The sequence below is a fragment of the Carboxylicivirga taeanensis genome, from assembly GCF_051851475.1.
Classification (GTDB): domain Bacteria; phylum Bacteroidota; class Bacteroidia; order Bacteroidales; family Marinilabiliaceae; genus Carboxylicivirga; species Carboxylicivirga taeanensis.
Window position 1 is genome coordinate 122208 of record NZ_JBPUSJ010000008.1, and the last position, 17034, is coordinate 139241.

Sequence of the window (17034 nt, forward strand, 5' to 3'; positions counted from 1 at the left end):
TCCTTTACCACTCATATCAACTAATCCCATTAAGGGAGTTCAACCAAATTATAATCATTGATGTTGGCACGCGGCACAGCTGCCTCAAACTGCTTGTTGATGGCATCGATAAACGCGTTGGCGATAATGGCAGAGCCACGCCCTGTTGCATGAATTCCATCCAGCGAAAATAAGCCACCACTTACAAATCCAGAGGTGTAACGATTTCCATCAATAAGAAGTCCGGTTGTGCTGGCTGCATCCATCAGCGTTGCCAAATCAGCTAAAGCTAAGTTCTTTTCTTTGGCCAAAGCTGCAATGGAAGCATTGTAAGCCAAACGGGCGTCCTCAATGGCCTTCAGTTCGGTGGCGTCCAAAACATACTCATCAGGAATCGGCACCTGCGTGCCCCATCCTTCTGTTTTGATCTTGTCAGTTGGTAAATTCAACAAAAACTTTTCACCTTCTTTTATTTGACGAATGCCGTTTAACAGAAAGTCATCATCCTCAATTACCAATGCATTGGCTCCCTCTTTAAACTCAATACGCGGCAGACCGTTTGCATCGGCCGCAGCATTGTAAGTGGCATAGGCCCCATTCAATACACCAGCTGTGGCCTGATCCAGTGGTAAGGCATTATAAGGCACTGTATTAAAAAAGGGTATTGCCTCAATAGCAGGAATATTAGCAATCACAATATCGGCACCTCCAGCCTGAATGGCGTCAATAATGTTAGAAAGAGCCCCGGCATAAACCAGCGGATTGGTAATTTCATCGCTTTCGCCACCTGCCAGTGCATAAGTCAACAAATCATTATTACCCAGCCACAGCGATACAAAAGTAGGCTTTGTAGCCAGTGCATCGCCCAACACGGTAGCTTCCATAGAACTTGCAAAACGGGCAAAGAACTTATTCAAATGAGGATAGGCAGGATACGGTTCGGGTAGCTCGCCCATGTGTATCACTTTCGCACCTGGAATGCCAAAGTTTTGGTTATCGGCACTATACGCATCTTCTGCAAAAATGCCCATATCTCCTAAACCTGGCACTGGTTTGAATGCGCCATTTACCACTTTCAGTTCAAAATAACTATTGTTTTGGTTTTCAGCCAAAACAGTTGTTCCTACACTGCCTTCGGATTGAACCAATGGCTGATTAAACGATTCGCTGCCAGCATACATCAACTGCTGGCCGAGAATATAGCTAAAGCTTTCCTCTTGTCCACGGCGTCCCAGCGCACCATCGGTATAACCAGCCGTATATGAATCGCCAATGGCAATGAATTTTGAAAAATCTGCTGTTCCGCTCGATGGCTTAAACTCATCTACGCTGGGCTCGCAGGCGGCAAAAAGAGCTACCGCCATTAACAGCATGTACTGATATATTGTTCTTTTTATCATTATCCTGTCCGTTTTAGAATGAATAATTTACTCCAATACCCGGAATTACAGCGTTGGTGTAGTAAGTTCCGTAGAAATTTGACGGTGCATAACCATCTTCCCTTTTCTCGCCGTGTATGTACAGCAGAGAAGCGTCCAATGACAGTTTATCATTAATTTGGTAACCACAACCTAAGGACATTCCAATTTTATTGGTTCCTGGAGTTTCGGGTGTTAACAAATCTTCGGCAATAGGCGTGCTGTCGTAATATATACCACCTCTGAACTGAATTTTCTCGTTTAAAGTGTACTCAGCACCCAAACGGTAAATCATTGTGTTTTCAAAGTCACGCACATTGTGTGAATCCTGCAACATAGGGGTATTGTTTTCGAAATCGAAATTTAAACTCTGATAAGCCGACCACTCCACATATTGTAAATCGGCAGCCAGTAAAAGCTTATCGTTCACCTGATAGCCAACGCCAAAAGTAATATTAGCAGGCAAAGGCAGCTCACCCTTAAAGTTGGTGCTGCGTGGAAAACCGGTCTCATCGTTGTATAACGATGAAGGTACGCTAAACGTGGCCTCACCTTCTTCCAGTTCCACCAATACTTTTGAACGATAGCTCAAGCCGAAGGACAGCTTTTCATTCGCCAAAAATGAGATACCAGCGTTAAACCCGTAGGCCCAGGTATTACCTGATAAATTAGCAGATGAAGTGCCATTGCTTGATTGCAAAGGCAGGGCTTTATTTAAATCCACACTTCCGTTTACAGCCATAAACCCAACACCTACCCCTAATTTATCGGTAATTTGATACGATACAGTTGGTTGAACAAAAATAGCTTGCAACGAAATGTCCTGAATCAGGAAATTGCCGTCCCAGTCATCGCCCCATTTTAACGAATTACCGTAAGGCGTTGTGACTGATAAACCCAAAGCTAACTTATCATTTACTTTAGTTGCCCCATAAAAATAAAATGGCGTGCCCATTGGGTTGTCTGATTTTGCCTCATATACTGATGGAGATTGCTTTTGAAAGGTGTTTTTTGAAAAAATGAAGCTACCTCCAAGCGAAAAATCATATTGTTTATCCATTAAACTTAAGGCACCTGGGTTAAAGTGCATACTTGTAGCACCCAAAACCAGGCCGGCACCGGTATGTCCCATGCCCACCTGTCTATTTCCTTGCAGATTAACCTGATAACCTTCAGCAAATAGCTGAAAACCAATCATAAGTAACCCACAGAATAGTCCTATTCTCTTCATAAAAGAATGATTAGTGAATATTTATTTAAGAAATTTAATTGCCGAAGATATTACATTTTTCCAAATATCGAACCATTTAAATAATTGATTATCAATCCTTTTGAATGTTTGAGTCATTTGTTCGAACGGCCAATAATTCAGTTTTAGCTTAAGTAATTAAATAACGCCCAGGTACTATACTTCAATAATTATCTGAAAAACAGAGCGCATTTAGAGTTTACAACCTTTAAACTTGGAAGAAAAACCTAAAAAGATTAATATTACATATCTAAAATCCTACAATATGTTAACAAAAAGCGACCTAAATCAAATTCAACAAAAGGCGATAGATTCAACGGCCATCAACCAGCAAATCAACCACTTCATTAATGGGTTTGAGTATGCTTTGCTGCTTAAGGCGGCAACTGTTGGTGATGGGATTATTCGCACGGATAAAGCACTTGAGACTAACTATATAGACTACTACAAACACGCACAAGAAAACGGAATTTCTGCCATCAAATTTGTACCGGCGTCGGGAGCAGCCACCCGCATGTTTAAAGCACTTTTTGAGTTTTTACATGCCGATGAAACCACTAAGGCTGATTTATTAAAACAAGCTCCATATGCTGAATTCTTTGCGCAAATAAGAAACTTTGCTTTTATCAGCGATCTCGAAAAAAGCATGAAATGCTCCATTGAACCGAGTGCTATTGATGCGGCACTGGCCACTCAGATTATAGAGCACCTACTACTGAGTAAAGGACTCAACTACGGCAGCTTACCAAAGGGGCTGCTTCAATTTCATAAAGCAGAAAATACAAGCGCTACTCCACTTGAGGAACACTTGAAAGAAACGGCACTCTACGCCACCATCAGTGGCATTGGTAAAGTACATTTTACAGTGAGCCCTGAGCATTACGACTTATTTAATAAGCAACTGCAAAAGTCACAGCGAGATATTGAGCAACATTACCAAACCAATCTTCAGGTTAGTTTTTCGTTTCAAAAGCAATCAACCGATACAATTGCCGTCACCCCCGATAATGAACCATTTAGAAAAGAAGATGGCACTTTGCTATTCCGACCGGCCGGTCATGGCGCCCTCATCGAAAATTTGAATGAACTGGAAGAAGAACTTATTTTCATTAAGAACATTGATAACGTGGTGCCCGAGCATCTTCAAAATGACACGGTTTACAACAAGCAGTTGCTTGCCGGGGTTCTGCTTTCAAAAAAAGACCAAGTATTCAGCATTTTAAATGAGCTTGACAAGGGATTGTCTGAGGATGCGATTCATCAAGGTCTTGATTTTTTAAATAAAGAACTACAAGTTGATATATCTGCCATCAAAACGCTTTCGCCACAGGCTCAAAAGGAACTGATAATGGATAGGTTGAACCGCCCAATGCGGGTTTGCGGCATGGTTAAAAACGAAGGCGAACCAGGTGGAGGACCATTCTGGGTTAAGCAAAAAGATGGAAGTGCCAGTCTACAGATTGTTGAAGGAGCTCAGATTGATCCCAACGATGAGCAGCAACAGCAAATCCTCAAATCGAGTACACATTTTAATCCGGTTGACCTGGTGTGCTATACAAAGGATTATAAAGGTCAAAAATTTGATCTGCTGCAATTCGTTGATCCGGAAACCGGATTTATTTCGCAAAAAACACAAAATGGCAAGGCACTTAAAGCCCTTGAATTACCAGGCTTGTGGAATGGAGCCATGGCGCATTGGCTCACATTTTTTGTGGAAGTGCCTGTGAGTACATTTAATCCGGTTAAAACAGTAATGGATCTACTGCGACCTCAACACCAACCACTGAAATAAGGATATAAAAAAATCCCTTACCCGCTTGGGCAAGGGATTTTCGCTTCATAGATTTGGAATTATTATAGATTATTTACTATAAGTCTGAAGGAATATTGACTCTGAACAGAACCAATTGCTCACAAATATATAAAAAATTGACATATTTACTAATTAAAACTAAATAGCAACTATAACTTGTTATTTAGAACCATTACTGCCACGATAGTTTTTATTCATACATAATTCATTGAATAAACTTACACTCACTCCTTCAATCTCTCCTTTGAAGAGCCCACAACAATATGGAACCTACCGACTCCAATCATTTAGTTATCTACAATATAAACACGTCAGTTGAGCATCGAACTCTTGCTTAAACATACCTTCTTTATCACTGCCTCAGGGCTGCTTTGGTCAGCAGGTAATCGGGTATTTTCTCATCAAATTGGATGCTGGTTATTTCCCAGTCGGTGCCCTCTCCTTGTTTAAGCACATCCTTAAAATTAAACTTCATTGGGTACCAACGCCCTTTTATCTGTTTAAAATCACTTAGAACAGTGCGTTTCAACAACTGCCCGCTCTTTGCATACAGCTCCTCTTTAACAGGCAGAAAATAGGCCTCATCAACCCATAGCTTACGCGAATAATAGGCGATATTATCCACCTTGGCCGTCAGCTTTAGCACAAATACTTTACGGCCATCAACGGTATCGGTCGTCTCCAATTCTGCCTCATAATTATCCTGTAATCGTCGATCATCCATCATGTCTTCGTATGATAAATCAGAGCCCATCACCGACTGCCGCAGCATATGCCCTGATATCTGGACAATGCGATCGTTAGCCGGGTAGTAAGTCCATAACTGCTCATCGAGCTTTAACATCTTCGTGCCTTTCTCTCTGGCTGGCGACAGGTATTCGGTAAACGATTTTTCGGTACCTATTGTGTAGCTAACCGAAGTAATGGTGCGACTGTTACGACGCCCATGAATGGTCATGCTCGATTCAATGATCCGGCTTTCGGCCGACATATTATCGTCTATCTTTTTGATGATTTCATCGGCTGTTTGTCCATTAACTGATAAGGTCAGAGTAGCTATCAGCAGTAGAGTTATTAATCGTGTCATATATAATTTATTTTAGTTGTCAATTGTTAGTTGGTAGGCATTAGTAGATGTGATACAGATAAAAACTAACTCCTAACCGTGATTGATACATTCCTACACCCGATTCCTGGGTTCCTACAGCTCTGTTCCTGGGTTCCTCAATCCAAAACCTAACAGTTTACACCTCCAGCTCTTTAAACAGCTGCGCTGTTTTGCGCTTGTAGATGGCGTATCCGGCCAGGGCGTTCCCCAGTGTCATGGCCAGCAGACCCGGGATAAAGCCGATGTAAAACAGTTCGGGCGATACCTTGGCTCGATAAACGGTGGGCATCATCATGGTAACATTCTCCATCATGGCACTGAAATCAATACCATTCTCCTGCAAATAATAGCATATAGTAATGCCCAAGGCAGATCCCAACACTGAACCGATAGATCCGATAATAATGGCTTCATATACAATGGTTCGAAAAATATGCGCTTTTTCTTCACCCAGTGCCAATCGCACACCATATTCGGTGTAACGACGTAAACCACCTAACAAACCCGTGTTCCATAAAACAATAGACATGGCAATTACAAATATCATCACCATCATGGCACTCATGTTATCAGCCATATCCAGGTATTGTTTCAATGATGGCTCATCGCGTAATCGGACCATCACTGGTGCAAACTCGTCAGTGTCCGCTGTATATAGCTTATTGAAGTGTTCGCGCACAGCCAATGCCTTCTCATCATCGTACAGCCCCGATTTGAAGTAGCCCAATACCTCGCCGGCAGCATCCTCCATATCAAAGGCTTGTTCAGCATCGGTTATGTCCATAATAATAGCTCCCCGGTCGAGCATGGCCATTCCAAAATTAATGGTGCCACACACCTCGAAGGTTGGGACCACCATGCTGCCATACATGGTAGTACCCAATATGGAAATTGCATCACCAATGCGCACATTAAAGCGCTCAGCAAATTCATTACTAATCAATACTTCTCCTGTCTGCTGTGGCATGCGTCCCTGCACAATGGATTTGGGTATATTGAGCCGTTCGGCCTCCTTAGAACCGGGTGATAGCAAGTCAACTGCCCGGCCAGCCGCCGGTCCCTGCGCCCTGGTTTCGCCATTCGCATCGGGCACATCCAAAAGGCCACCAAACTGGATGCGCCGCACCCACTCCATCTCCGGGTAGTCAGTCTGCAACTGGCGAATGAGTTCACTTACCTCCAGTAAGGCCAGATCATTGGGGATCTGCGCTTCATTTTCGGCATAGGCCCGGGTCATCACCTTCACATGACCCATGGTGTAGTTGGCATTCATGTCAATCATATCGCCAAACACTCCTTTCATCCAACCACTCATAAATACGGTTAGAAACACGCCTAACGAGACCACAATTACCGGCAGCAGGCTTCGGCTCTTATCGCGTAGTATACCTTTAATTAAAAATTGTATCATGATTCGTTAATTAGTCAGTAGTTAAAAAGACTTAGTAGTGAGATATGAGTAATGAGACTCATTGAGATGATGTCAAAATATTATAATTCAGTCCTTACATATCAAACAGCTAACCTCTTTTTCTAAAATCAACTTTAGTATTTATTGGTCAGTAGATTGCGTATCAACCATACCTGTTCTTTTTCTATGCTCTATCCATATTTCTCTTCTCTATTTTCCTTTCAGTGCATCCGTTGGGCTCATATACGCTATTTTACGTGCCGGTATAAAACTGACGATGGTGGAGGACACCAGCACAATGAGCAACGAGCCCAACACCAGCTGCCAGCTGTAATAAGGATACACGCGATCGGCAATGGTAATGCCCATATCGGCACTGCCAAAGTTGATACCGATGGTGTTAATCCACACAAACAGCGGAATGCCATAAACCGCCCCCAATAAGGCCGCCAGAATACTGTGCACACCGCCTTCAATGGTAAAGATGCCCACCACCTGCTGGCGGGTTAAGCCCAAAGCGATGTAGGTACCAATCTCCTTCTTGCGTCTGAAGATGGCCAGTATCTGCGTATCAAAGATGGCCAGCAAAGCAATCATCAATAATATCAGCTGAATAATACGGCCGCTGATGCGCTCCGAGTTAATTAGGGCATCCAGCTCCTTAAGTAATTCGTCTGCCGATTGATATTGCCAGTTGACTAGTTGGGGAACCTCCATCAGGCCACTCACCAGCAGCGTCGCCTCGTTGTTAAAATTCATCATCTGCTGCATCACTTCATAATCGATATACACCTGTCCCTGGTCGGCCTCGGCCACGTCACAGTGAAAGATATGAGTGATTCGTACCTTGGTGGCATCAAAAGTACCGTGCTTGTCGCGCCAACGCAACAGCACATCATCGCCCACTTTCAGCTGGGTGGCTTTCGCCATTCGTTTACCAATTATCACCTTTGTGATGCCCCCGTTCCCTTCCAATGCAGTGGTCGGTAGTTTTAAAATAGATTGACCTGGTGGTATGCCTCTCAGCAGTATACTCTGCATCCTTCCCTGCGGATAGATAGTTGCCTGCTGAAGCAGCTCTGGCACCATCTGACCACGCTGAATCCACCTCTGCGCTTTTGTGCCAACAGGCTGATGAGCATCGTTGATGGTATATACATCATACTTATCGTAGTCAGGATGCCAGTATTGCCCTTGTCCTATCTCCCAGTCCTGCGTATCATTGCGACTTTGGCGGTTCCAGCCATCAATCATACCATTGTAAAAAATAATGAGCACAAAGGCCAGCGACAGCACACTTACATTGAGCCAGGTGCGTAAGCCTGCTCCCAAAATATTTTTATAAGCCAGTTTAAATGCGACCATTTTTTAAGTTTAGAGGTGATAGTTTAGTAGTTCATGGTTTAAAAGCCTCAAGAGCTAGCTGCTAGAAAATAGCGATTTTCATTACGCTTAATTATCTTTTTCATTCTGCCTTCAAACTACTGCCGTTAAAAAGCTGATGGCTGATAGCTATTCCCATTGTACTTCACTCTTTTTTTGTCTTCTGTCCTCCGCCTTTTATCTTGTGTCTTATTTCTTGCATCTTATGTCTTTATTACTGTATTTTCCCTTTCAGTGCTTCCGTTGGATTCATCCTGGTAATCTTTCGAGCCGGCAGATAGCTCACGATGGTTGATGTGATGACGACCAGCACGATGGTAGACAGGATGAGGCGCACGCTGTAATAGGGATAGATGGTGGCAGCCATGGTGATACCCACGTCCACATCGCCAAAATTAAGCCCGATGGCATTGAGCCAAATAAAAAATGGAATGCCATAGGCTGCTCCTAATACTATGGCCAGTATGCTGTGCACTGCCCCTTCGATGGTGAAGACACCGACCACCTGCGAGCGAGTAAGCCCCAAGGCGATAAAAGTGCCTATCTCCTTCTGCCGACGAAAAATGGACAGCACCTGTGTATCAAAGATGGCCAGCAAAGCAATGAGCAACAGCACGGCTTGCAGCACCATACCACCTCCTTTTTTCGATTCAATCAGCTGGTCGAGCTCTGCCAATAAAAACTTTAAATCCTTAAACTCCCAACCAGCCATCGTGGCTGGTTCCTCCTCTCCGGTCACCAGCAGCGTGGCATCGCCTTTTAAGCCCATCATGGCTTGCATGGCTTCAAAATCGACGTATATCTGCCCGTTATCTATCGAAGGCACATCTGCATTAAAAACCGATACAATGGTCAGCTCTGTAGCATCAAAGGTGCCATTTTTATCACGCCAGCGCAGCAACACCTTATCTCCTTCGGCCAGTTTGGCGGCCGTAGCCATTCGCTTACCAATGACAGCTGATAAACCATCAGCCCCGCTTTTCAGGTCATGGGTAGGTAGTTTAAGCAGCTGCTGGTTATGTGGTATGCCTTTGAGCAGTACGGTCTGCATGCGTCCTTGCGGATAAATGGTCGCTTGCTGAATCAACACCGGTACCAGGCTTCCGTCCTGTACCCTGCTGGAGGTTTGTGCATCCAATGGCTGGTGTGCATCTTTAATGCTATACACATCCAGCTTATCGTAGTGAGGATGCCAGTATTGCCCGTTGGCCACTTCCCACTGCTGCGTATCCTTACGTCCCTGCCGGTTCCAGCCATCAATCATCCCGTTATAGAAGATGATGAGCACAAAGGCAAAGGACAAAACACTCACATTTAACCACGTGCGCGTGCCTGCTCCAATCAGGTTTCGATATGCCAATTTAAATGCGACCATGTTTTAGTTGAGAGTTATGAGTTTAGAGTTTGAGTGAAAGCTGATAGCTATTACCATGGCATTTCAGCCTTTTCCGTCATCCGTCTTTTATCTTGTGTCTTTTTTTCAGTGTATAGAGTTGAAAAGTTGAATGATTGTGGGTCTGTTCAATAAACTGTGCCATCCGTCTTTTATCTTATGTCTTGTGTCTTTTAATAGCTGACAGAGACTAGCGATTCTAATGGAGCTTCATTCCTTTTCTTCTGCCTTCTGCCTTGTAACTACTGACTACTGGCTAATTCCACTTGCTCATCGGCTACCACTTTCCCATCGGCCAAGGATATTTTTCGATGCAAATACTGCATCACCTTTTCATCATGCGTCGAAAAAATAAATGTTACACCGAGCTCTTCATTTAGCTTCTGCATGGTTTGCAATATATGGTGTGAATTTTTAGAATCCAGATTAGCCGTTGGTTCATCGGCCAGCACAATCTCGGGCCGTTTCACCATTGAGCGTGCAATAGCGACGCGCTGACACTCGCCACCCGACAGCATCGATGGTTTTGATTTCTCCTTATCGGTGAGCCCAACCCATTCAAGGGCCTGCATTACCGCCTTACGTCGCTCCTGAGCCGTGTAATTTTGCAATAACAGTGCAAACTCCACGTTCTCATAAACGGTATAAACCGGCAACAGGTTGTAGGTTTGAAAGATAAAACCTATGTGATGATTGCGTAGCTTGGCCGCCTGTTTTTGAGACAAATTGGCGATAGACTGTCCCAATACGGTGGCATTTCCTTCGCTCGGAACATCTAAAGACCCAATTATATTGAGCAGGGTGGTCTTGCCAGAACCGCTTGGTCCGACCAGTCCGGCAAACTCACCTTTGCCAAAACTAAGGTTGATATTGGTAAGTGCTGTAAATGTGCCCTTCCCAACAGGAAATCGCTTTGTCAAATGCTCCAATTGTATGATTTGGTTATTCATATCTAGAAATATTATATCATCAACAACAATTAGCTTTACTATTAACCCACTATCAAACTAAAAGGCAATACCACTAATTATTAAACTGTTACAAACCTACTCAAACCGTCCCCCTTCGCCAAGGGGGGAAATCCATTAGGTCATTGAATATTGCTCTAATGCGCATAGGGCACTGAGTTAAATTTTAGAACTCTGGTTATTAGAAATTATATACCAACATTAGCTGAATGCCTTTGCCAGCAAACAAGTTTTCGGCACGCCCTTGCAATGGCATGTTATAGTCATCCGGATTCCAATACGCCATCATATTTAAAGCAAGTGTATTGTATTGCTTAGTCCAATTGATAAAATTGTACCACTTTTGGTCGTCCCAACTGTAAAATATAATGGTATTAACGGTATCGAATATGCCAAAAGGATAATTCATGGATAGTGCTGATATATTTATAGCATTCGTCAAACCAAAGGCCTTTTCATCAAAAGAAGTTACTAAATGTTCGGCAATTATGCCCAAGCCATTTCCCCAACCAAAGGTATAATCCAGGCCAAGATTCATAGTTAGCTGATTACTCAGCTCACCTAAGTCCCTGTTCATATGCACCCAGGCTCCTTCTAACCAAAAGCCAAGCAGCTTATCGAAACGCGCATCTAAGCCCAGGCGATGTTCCGGAATTCGCTCAAAAGCAGGAATCGAACCATTCATTTGGCGACTATCGGCAGTGCGATGGTGGTACGAAATGGCTGCCTCCCCCAATGGAATCGGTACCTGAAACCGCCCTCCTAACTCCGGGATTTGTGAATGACTCTGCGCCCACTCCCAGCCTTTTTCTTTATTATTGCCATAGAGAACCCATACCCATAAGTTGGCATTATTCATGAAGTAATAGCGCATTAATCCACCCCATACACCATCGGTTAACTGTAGCGGATCGCGCGGGTCCACCTGATCGAACCACATTAGAGGGCGCAACAAGGTGGCTGATCCAAAATTAATTTTCTGGAGTCCCAGCCGCAACTCCATCTGCCTGGTAGTGTACCGTGCCCACATCCGATAAGGACTAAAATTCCCATGCCATTTATGAGAATTGGGGATATGAAAGCCTAGCTCTCCAACTAGATCTGCAGAAGCTTTAAAATCTAAGGCCCGATTGGCATTCAGACCAATTGTATAAGTCGCCTGCGGTATAAAACGTCCTCCCAGGTATAAAGGATATGTATTGTCTGGATTGTAATGCATCCACCCAACAAGCTGCCCCTGAAAATCAATCACAGCAGAATCGGCAACTACCTGGGCCTCTAATGAAACCCATCCAACAAGCAAACTTATGAGCAGTGCATTTTTCATCATTTTTATTTTGCGGGCATCATTCCATAAAACAGAAAGCGCATATTCTCCATTATCAATTCACCTGGCGAATTGTATGCTCCCAATAGCGCATCATCATTTACCGTTTGAATCATCAGGTTCATTTGGTAGAGAATAAAATCGATGCGTACATCTTGTCTAATTTCACCGTTGACCTGCGCCTGTTGGAGAAAATCAGTAAAAATAGCCACGCTCTGATCGTTGTATTTCTGGATAAATGCAAGCAGTCCGTTTTCGGTATTTGCATAAATATCTTTGAGAAACTCCACACTCATGTTACGCGTGCCTTCCATCTTCATGTGCATCATCTGCTCCACCTTCTGCTCAAAAGTCAAATCAGAGTTAATAAGCGCTTCAAACTGGTCGATGGATAGCTCCATAAGGCTCTTGAGGATGGATTTAGCCAGTTCAATCTTATTCGGAAAGTATTTATAAAAGGTCATTTTACTTGCTGAAGCCTCCTTGCAGATTTCCTCAATACTTACCCGTTTCAAGCCGTATTTCCAAAACAACTCTTTCCCTGTAGTTGTAAGCGCCTGGTATTTTTTGCTCTTGGTAAAGTCCTTCATATCCAATTTACAATCCATACAAATATATACGTTTTAAATACTTTTAGATGCTTTTCGTCTATATTTTTGACCAAAGTCAATAAAAGGTGACTAACTCACCATACATTTGAATTGAAATTCATTATCACTTCAATTTTGAAACAGAAAATAGCGCATAAAAAAGCCGGAATCACAAATGCGATTCCGGCCTTACAAAATGAATAAATTCAATTATTTCTTCAATGCTTTATAAATGTAATAAACGCCAGCAATAACGAAAGGTACACTTAGCCACTGCCCCATTTTCAGCGTCATATCCATCTCCCAGGCTTCCTGCACCTCCTTTACATATTCAATAAAGAAACGTGAACCAAAAATACCAATCAGAAAGATTCCGAATATTAGGCCTTGCTTTTCTTTGGCTTTAGTTTTCCAATAGGTGAAGAACACCACCACAAAGGTTAACAGATAACACAGCGCTTCATAAAGCTGTGTCGGATGCTTGGCAACTTCTTCTCCTCGGCGTTCAAACACAAATCCCCAGGGTAAATCTGTTGCGTGACCGTATATCTCTGAATTCATAAGGTTTCCTAAACGAATGAAAACAGCGGCGAGGGCTACCGGCACTACCAGACGATCTAGCGTCCAAATCATGCTACGTCTGGTCACTTTCTTTGAATAGTAATACAGGGCAATTAAGATACCAATGGCTCCTCCATGACTGGCCAACCCTCCTTCCCAGATCTTAATAATGTCGCCAGGATTCTGTGCATAATGGTCCCAACCGTAAAATATAACGTGCCCTAGACGTGCCCCAATGATGGTGGCAATTACCACGTACATAAACAATTTATCGAGCCACTCCTGCTGAATACCTTCCGATTTAAACATGCGCTCTATGATGTAATAGCCTAACATAAAGCCCATGGCAAACAGTAAGCCGTAGTAGCGTACATGAATTGGTCCTAAGGAGAATATTTCCGGGTCTACGTTCCAGTTGATTGAATTGAGTATCATAATTTTAGTATCAAGATTTTAGTATCAAGTATCAAGACAAAGAACCTTTAAGCTCTTATGCCTTGACACTTATGTCTTATATCTAAAGCCTACTGATCTTTACCGTGGCATTGCTTGTATTTCTTACCGCTACCACAGGGACAAGGCTCATTACGTCCTACTTTCTTCTCCACACGTACCGGCTCAACTCGCTCAGGCCTTTTTGGTGCACCTCCCTGAGTATTACCGCCGCCTCTGCTAAACTCATCCTTACGAGCCTGCATCTTACTATAGTCCTGACGCTTGCGCTCCTGTGCTTCCTGAACACCATCCGCATTCTGAATTGGAATATGTCCTTTAGCAAGCAAGGAGACCACCGCCTTGTTATTCTCTCCAATCATCGACTTAAACAGGTTGAATGACTCAAACTTATAAATCAATAGCGGGTCTTTCTGCTCATAGGTTGCATTTTGTACCGCCTGACGCAAATCATCCAACTCACGTAAATGCTCCTTCCATGCTTCGTCGATGGTTACCAGCATCGATGCTTTCTCGAAGGAGCGCACCAGTTCTACTGATTCTGTTTCGTAGGCTTTTTTCAGGTTGGTGGTAATCTGATATACTTTTTGTCCATCACTGATAGGCACCACAATGTTCTTGTACATCTCAGACTTGGTCTCGTATACATCTTTAATCACCGGATTGGCCTGCTTTGCAATCATTTCACCCTTGCGTTTGTAGGCTTCCCACATTTTTGCAAACAACTGCTCGCTCAACTCTTCTGCACGCCCTTTCAGGAACTCCTCTTCGGTGAATGGCGACTGAGCCGAGAAGACGCGAATCATCTCTAACTTGAAGCCTTCAAAATCACCTGAAGCCTGATATTCTGCTACAATATCACTACAGGTATCCATCATCATGTTAGAAATATCTACCTGAATACGCTCCCCATACAAAGCATGACGGCGCTTGGTGTAGATCACTTCACGCTGTGAGTTCATTACATCATCGTATTCCAACAGGCGCTTACGAATCCCAAAGTTGTTCTCTTCCACCTTCTTCTGGGCACGCTCAATGGACTTGGTAATCATGCTGTGCTGAATCATCTCACCATCTTCCAAGCCCAGGCGGTCCATGTATTTCACGATACGATCGGAACCGAACAGACGCATCAAATCATCTTCCAGAGACACGAAGAACTGCGAAGAACCCGGATCTCCCTGACGCCCGGCACGACCACGTAACTGACGGTCGACACGACGTGATTCGTGACGCTCCGTACCAATAATGGCCAAACCGCCAGCTTTCTTCACCTCGGGTGTTAACTTAATATCGGTACCACGACCCGCCATGTTGGTGGCAATGGTAACAATACCCGGCTGACCCGCATCAGCCACAATCTCAGCCTCACGCTGGTGCAGCTTGGCGTTCAGAACATTGTGCTTGATGCCTCGCATCTTCAGGGTACGGCTTAATAGCTCCGAAACTTCTACCGAAGTAGTACCCACAAGGACCGGACGTCCTTTCTCTACCAAACGGATAATTTCTTCGCTTACCGCATTGTATTTTTCGCGCTTGGTTTTGTACACGATATCCTCCATGTCCTTGCGCTGAATCGGACGATTCGTTGGAATTACCACTACATCCAGTTCGTAGATATCCCAAAGTTCGCCTGCTTCCGTTTCGGCTGTACCAGTCATACCCGACAGTTTGTTGTACATACGGAAATAGTTCTGCAAAGTAATGGTGGCATAGGTTTGCGTAGCCGCCTCAACAGTCACACGCTCTTTGGCTTCAATGGCCTGGTGTAATCCATCTGAGTAACGACGCCCTTCCATGATACGGCCCGTTTGCTCATCTACAATTTTCACCTTATTGTCCATTACCACATACTCTACATCTTTTTCGAACAAAGTGTAGGCTTTAAGCAGCTGGTTAATGGTATGCACGCGCTCCGACTTGATGGAGAAATTCTGTAGAATCTCATCTTTTTTCTTGGTTCGATCCTCTTCCGAGATGTTTTCTTTTTCCAGAATGGCAATTTCAGAACCTACATCGGGAAGCACAAAGAACTCAGGGTCTTCCGACGAGCCGGTAATCAGGTCAAGCCCTTTATCGGTTAACTCAATTGAATTATTCTTCTCATCAATAACAAAGTAAAGCGGATCAGTCACAATGTGCATGTTCTTGCTATTCTCCTGCATGTAGAAATTCTCGGTTTTCAACATGCTCGCTTTAACTCCCACCTCACTAAGAAATTTGATGATGGCCTTATTTTTAGGCAATCCTTTAAAGGCTCTCAATAGCAATAGAGCTCCTTCTTCCTGCTCTTTTTTATCGGCCGATTTCATTTTTTGTTTCGCCTCAGCCAGTATACCCGTTACCAGCTTTCTTTGAGCCTCTACAATTTTTTCAATTTTTGGCTTCAAATCGCCAAACAACTGATCGTCGCCTTTTGGAACAGGACCAGAGATAATCAATGGTGTACGGGCATCATCAATTAATACCGAATCGACCTCATCGACAATGGCATAATTGTGTTTGCGTTGCACTAAATCATCTGGTGAGATGGCCATGTTATCGCGCAGGTAGTCAAAACCAAACTCATTGTTGGTACCAAATGTGATATCGGCTTTATACGCAGCACGGCGCTCTGGTGAGTTAGGGCGGTGTTTATCGATACAATCAACCGACAAACCGTGGAACTGATACAAAGGCCCCATCCATTCGGAGTCACGCTTTGCCAGGTAATCGTTTACAGTTACCAAATGAACCCCGCGCCCTGCCAATGCATTGAGGAACACAGGTAAGGTGGCCACTAAGGTTTTACCTTCACCCGTTGCCATCTCGGCAATTTTACCACTGTGAAGCACAACTCCACCAATCAGCTGCACATCGTAATGAATCATGTCCCAGGTAATTTCATTACCCCCGGCAGACCACGAGTTGCGATAAACGGCGTTATCACCATCAATTTCAACAAAATCTTTACTGGCAGACAAGTCGCGATCAAACTGTGTGGCTTTTACCACTATCGACTGGTTTTCTGTAAAACGACGAGCTGTATCTTTTACAACAGCAAAAGCCTCTGGCAAAGCATCGGTTAAGGCTTGCTCGAGCTTTTCTGTTATCTCTTTCTCAATTTTATCGATCTCATTATAGATCTTTTCTTTTTCAGACACAGAGACGTCATTACCTTCTGTTTGCGCACGCAACTCTTGAATTTTGTCCTGTTCAGCTTTAACTGATCCTTGAATCCGCTCACGCAACTCATTGGATTTTTGCCTCAACTCATCGTGCGAAAGCTTCTCGATCTGTGGGTACGCCTCTTTTACTTTCTTAACAAAAGGTGCCACCTCTTTCATATCTCTGTCGTACTTGTTTCCAAATAACTTGGAAATCAAACTACTAATTGCCATA

The 17034-nt window shown here is 43.7% G+C and carries 12 protein-coding genes; 1 reads left to right on the plus strand and 11 read right to left on the minus strand.

The features are described 5' to 3' along the window. Positions 1-29: 29 nt before the first annotated feature. Complete coding sequence (locus tag ACSX1H_RS13095; protein WP_439184543.1) at positions 30-1379, minus strand: SGNH/GDSL hydrolase family protein; 1350 nt, start codon at positions 1377-1379, stop codon at positions 30-32. 13 nt (positions 1380-1392) lie between these two features. Next, a complete protein-coding gene (locus tag ACSX1H_RS13100; protein ID WP_439184545.1) occupies positions 1393-2628 on the minus strand; it encodes an OmpP1/FadL family transporter in 1236 nt (411 codons plus the stop codon). Positions 2629-2911: 283 nt separating this feature from the next. On the opposite strand from ACSX1H_RS13100, the gene ACSX1H_RS13105 reads away from it, so the two are divergent. Beyond that, complete coding sequence (locus ACSX1H_RS13105; RefSeq protein WP_439184546.1) at positions 2912-4438, plus strand: DUF4301 family protein; 1527 nt, start codon at positions 2912-2914, stop codon at positions 4436-4438. A gap of 373 nt (positions 4439-4811) precedes the next feature. Here the strand turns inward: ACSX1H_RS13105 and ACSX1H_RS13110 are convergent, their stop codons facing one another. From ACSX1H_RS13110 to secA, 9 genes are all read right to left on the minus strand, one after another. Beyond that, the gene (locus tag ACSX1H_RS13110) at positions 4812-5546 is read right to left on the minus strand and encodes an outer membrane lipoprotein-sorting protein (protein ID WP_439184549.1); all 735 of its coding nucleotides are present in this window, start codon (positions 5544-5546) and stop codon (positions 4812-4814) included. 157 nt (positions 5547-5703) lie between these two features. Continuing rightward, on the minus strand, positions 5704-6978 hold the full coding sequence (locus tag ACSX1H_RS13115; protein ID WP_439184552.1) for an ABC transporter permease: 1275 nt from the start codon (positions 6976-6978) through the stop codon (positions 5704-5706). 210 nt (positions 6979-7188) lie between these two features. Next, a complete protein-coding gene (locus ACSX1H_RS13120) occupies positions 7189-8343 on the minus strand; it encodes an ABC transporter permease (RefSeq protein WP_439184554.1) in 1155 nt (384 codons plus the stop codon). A 232-nt stretch (positions 8344-8575) separates the two neighbouring features. Continuing rightward, a complete protein-coding gene (locus ACSX1H_RS13125; protein WP_439184555.1) occupies positions 8576-9736 on the minus strand; it encodes an ABC transporter permease in 1161 nt (386 codons plus the stop codon). A 260-nt stretch (positions 9737-9996) separates the two neighbouring features. Further along, a complete protein-coding gene (locus tag ACSX1H_RS13130; RefSeq protein WP_439184557.1) occupies positions 9997-10704 on the minus strand; it encodes an ABC transporter ATP-binding protein in 708 nt (235 codons plus the stop codon). A gap of 199 nt (positions 10705-10903) precedes the next feature. Further along, positions 10904-12052, minus strand: coding sequence for a hypothetical protein (locus ACSX1H_RS13135; protein WP_439184559.1), 1149 nt, complete (start codon positions 12050-12052; stop codon positions 10904-10906). 2 nt (positions 12053-12054) lie between these two features. Next, positions 12055-12657: a TetR/AcrR family transcriptional regulator gene (locus ACSX1H_RS13140; protein WP_439184560.1), complete on the minus strand. Its 603-nt coding sequence runs from the start codon at positions 12655-12657 to the stop codon at positions 12055-12057. 192 nt (positions 12658-12849) lie between these two features. Further along, on the minus strand, positions 12850-13635 hold the full coding sequence (gene lgt / locus ACSX1H_RS13145) for a prolipoprotein diacylglyceryl transferase (RefSeq protein ID WP_439184562.1): 786 nt from the start codon (positions 13633-13635) through the stop codon (positions 12850-12852). Between the two features lie 89 nt (positions 13636-13724). Continuing rightward, positions 13725-17033, minus strand: a complete 3309-nt coding sequence (gene secA, locus ACSX1H_RS13150) for a preprotein translocase subunit SecA (RefSeq protein WP_439184564.1) — start codon at positions 17031-17033, stop codon at positions 13725-13727. Position 17034 lies beyond the last annotated feature (1 nt).

Excerpts from the sequence above, each read along its gene's own strand:
- ACSX1H_RS13095 (WP_439184543.1), bottom strand. The coding sequence starts at position 1,379 with ATGATAAAAAGAACAATATATCAGTACATGCTGTTAATGGCGGTAGCT.
- ACSX1H_RS13100 (WP_439184545.1), bottom strand. The coding sequence starts at position 2,628 with ATGAAGAGAATAGGACTATTCTGTGGGTTACTTATGATTGGTTTTCAG.
- ACSX1H_RS13105 (WP_439184546.1), top strand. The coding sequence starts at position 2,912 with ATGTTAACAAAAAGCGACCTAAATCAAATTCAACAAAAGGCGATAGAT.
- ACSX1H_RS13110 (WP_439184549.1), bottom strand. The coding sequence starts at position 5,546 with ATGACACGATTAATAACTCTACTGCTGATAGCTACTCTGACCTTATCA.
- ACSX1H_RS13115 (WP_439184552.1), bottom strand. The coding sequence starts at position 6,978 with ATGATACAATTTTTAATTAAAGGTATACTACGCGATAAGAGCCGAAGC.
- ACSX1H_RS13120 (WP_439184554.1), bottom strand. The coding sequence starts at position 8,343 with ATGGTCGCATTTAAACTGGCTTATAAAAATATTTTGGGAGCAGGCTTA.
- ACSX1H_RS13125 (WP_439184555.1), bottom strand. The coding sequence starts at position 9,736 with ATGGTCGCATTTAAATTGGCATATCGAAACCTGATTGGAGCAGGCACG.
- ACSX1H_RS13130 (WP_439184557.1), bottom strand. The coding sequence starts at position 10,704 with ATGAATAACCAAATCATACAATTGGAGCATTTGACAAAGCGATTTCCT.
- ACSX1H_RS13135 (WP_439184559.1), bottom strand. The coding sequence starts at position 12,052 with ATGATGAAAAATGCACTGCTCATAAGTTTGCTTGTTGGATGGGTTTCA.
- ACSX1H_RS13140 (WP_439184560.1), bottom strand. The coding sequence starts at position 12,657 with ATGGATTGTAAATTGGATATGAAGGACTTTACCAAGAGCAAAAAATAC.
- lgt (WP_439184562.1), bottom strand. The coding sequence starts at position 13,635 with ATGATACTCAATTCAATCAACTGGAACGTAGACCCGGAAATATTCTCC.
- secA (WP_439184564.1), bottom strand. The coding sequence starts at position 17,033 with ATGGCAATTAGTAGTTTGATTTCCAAGTTATTTGGAAACAAGTACGAC.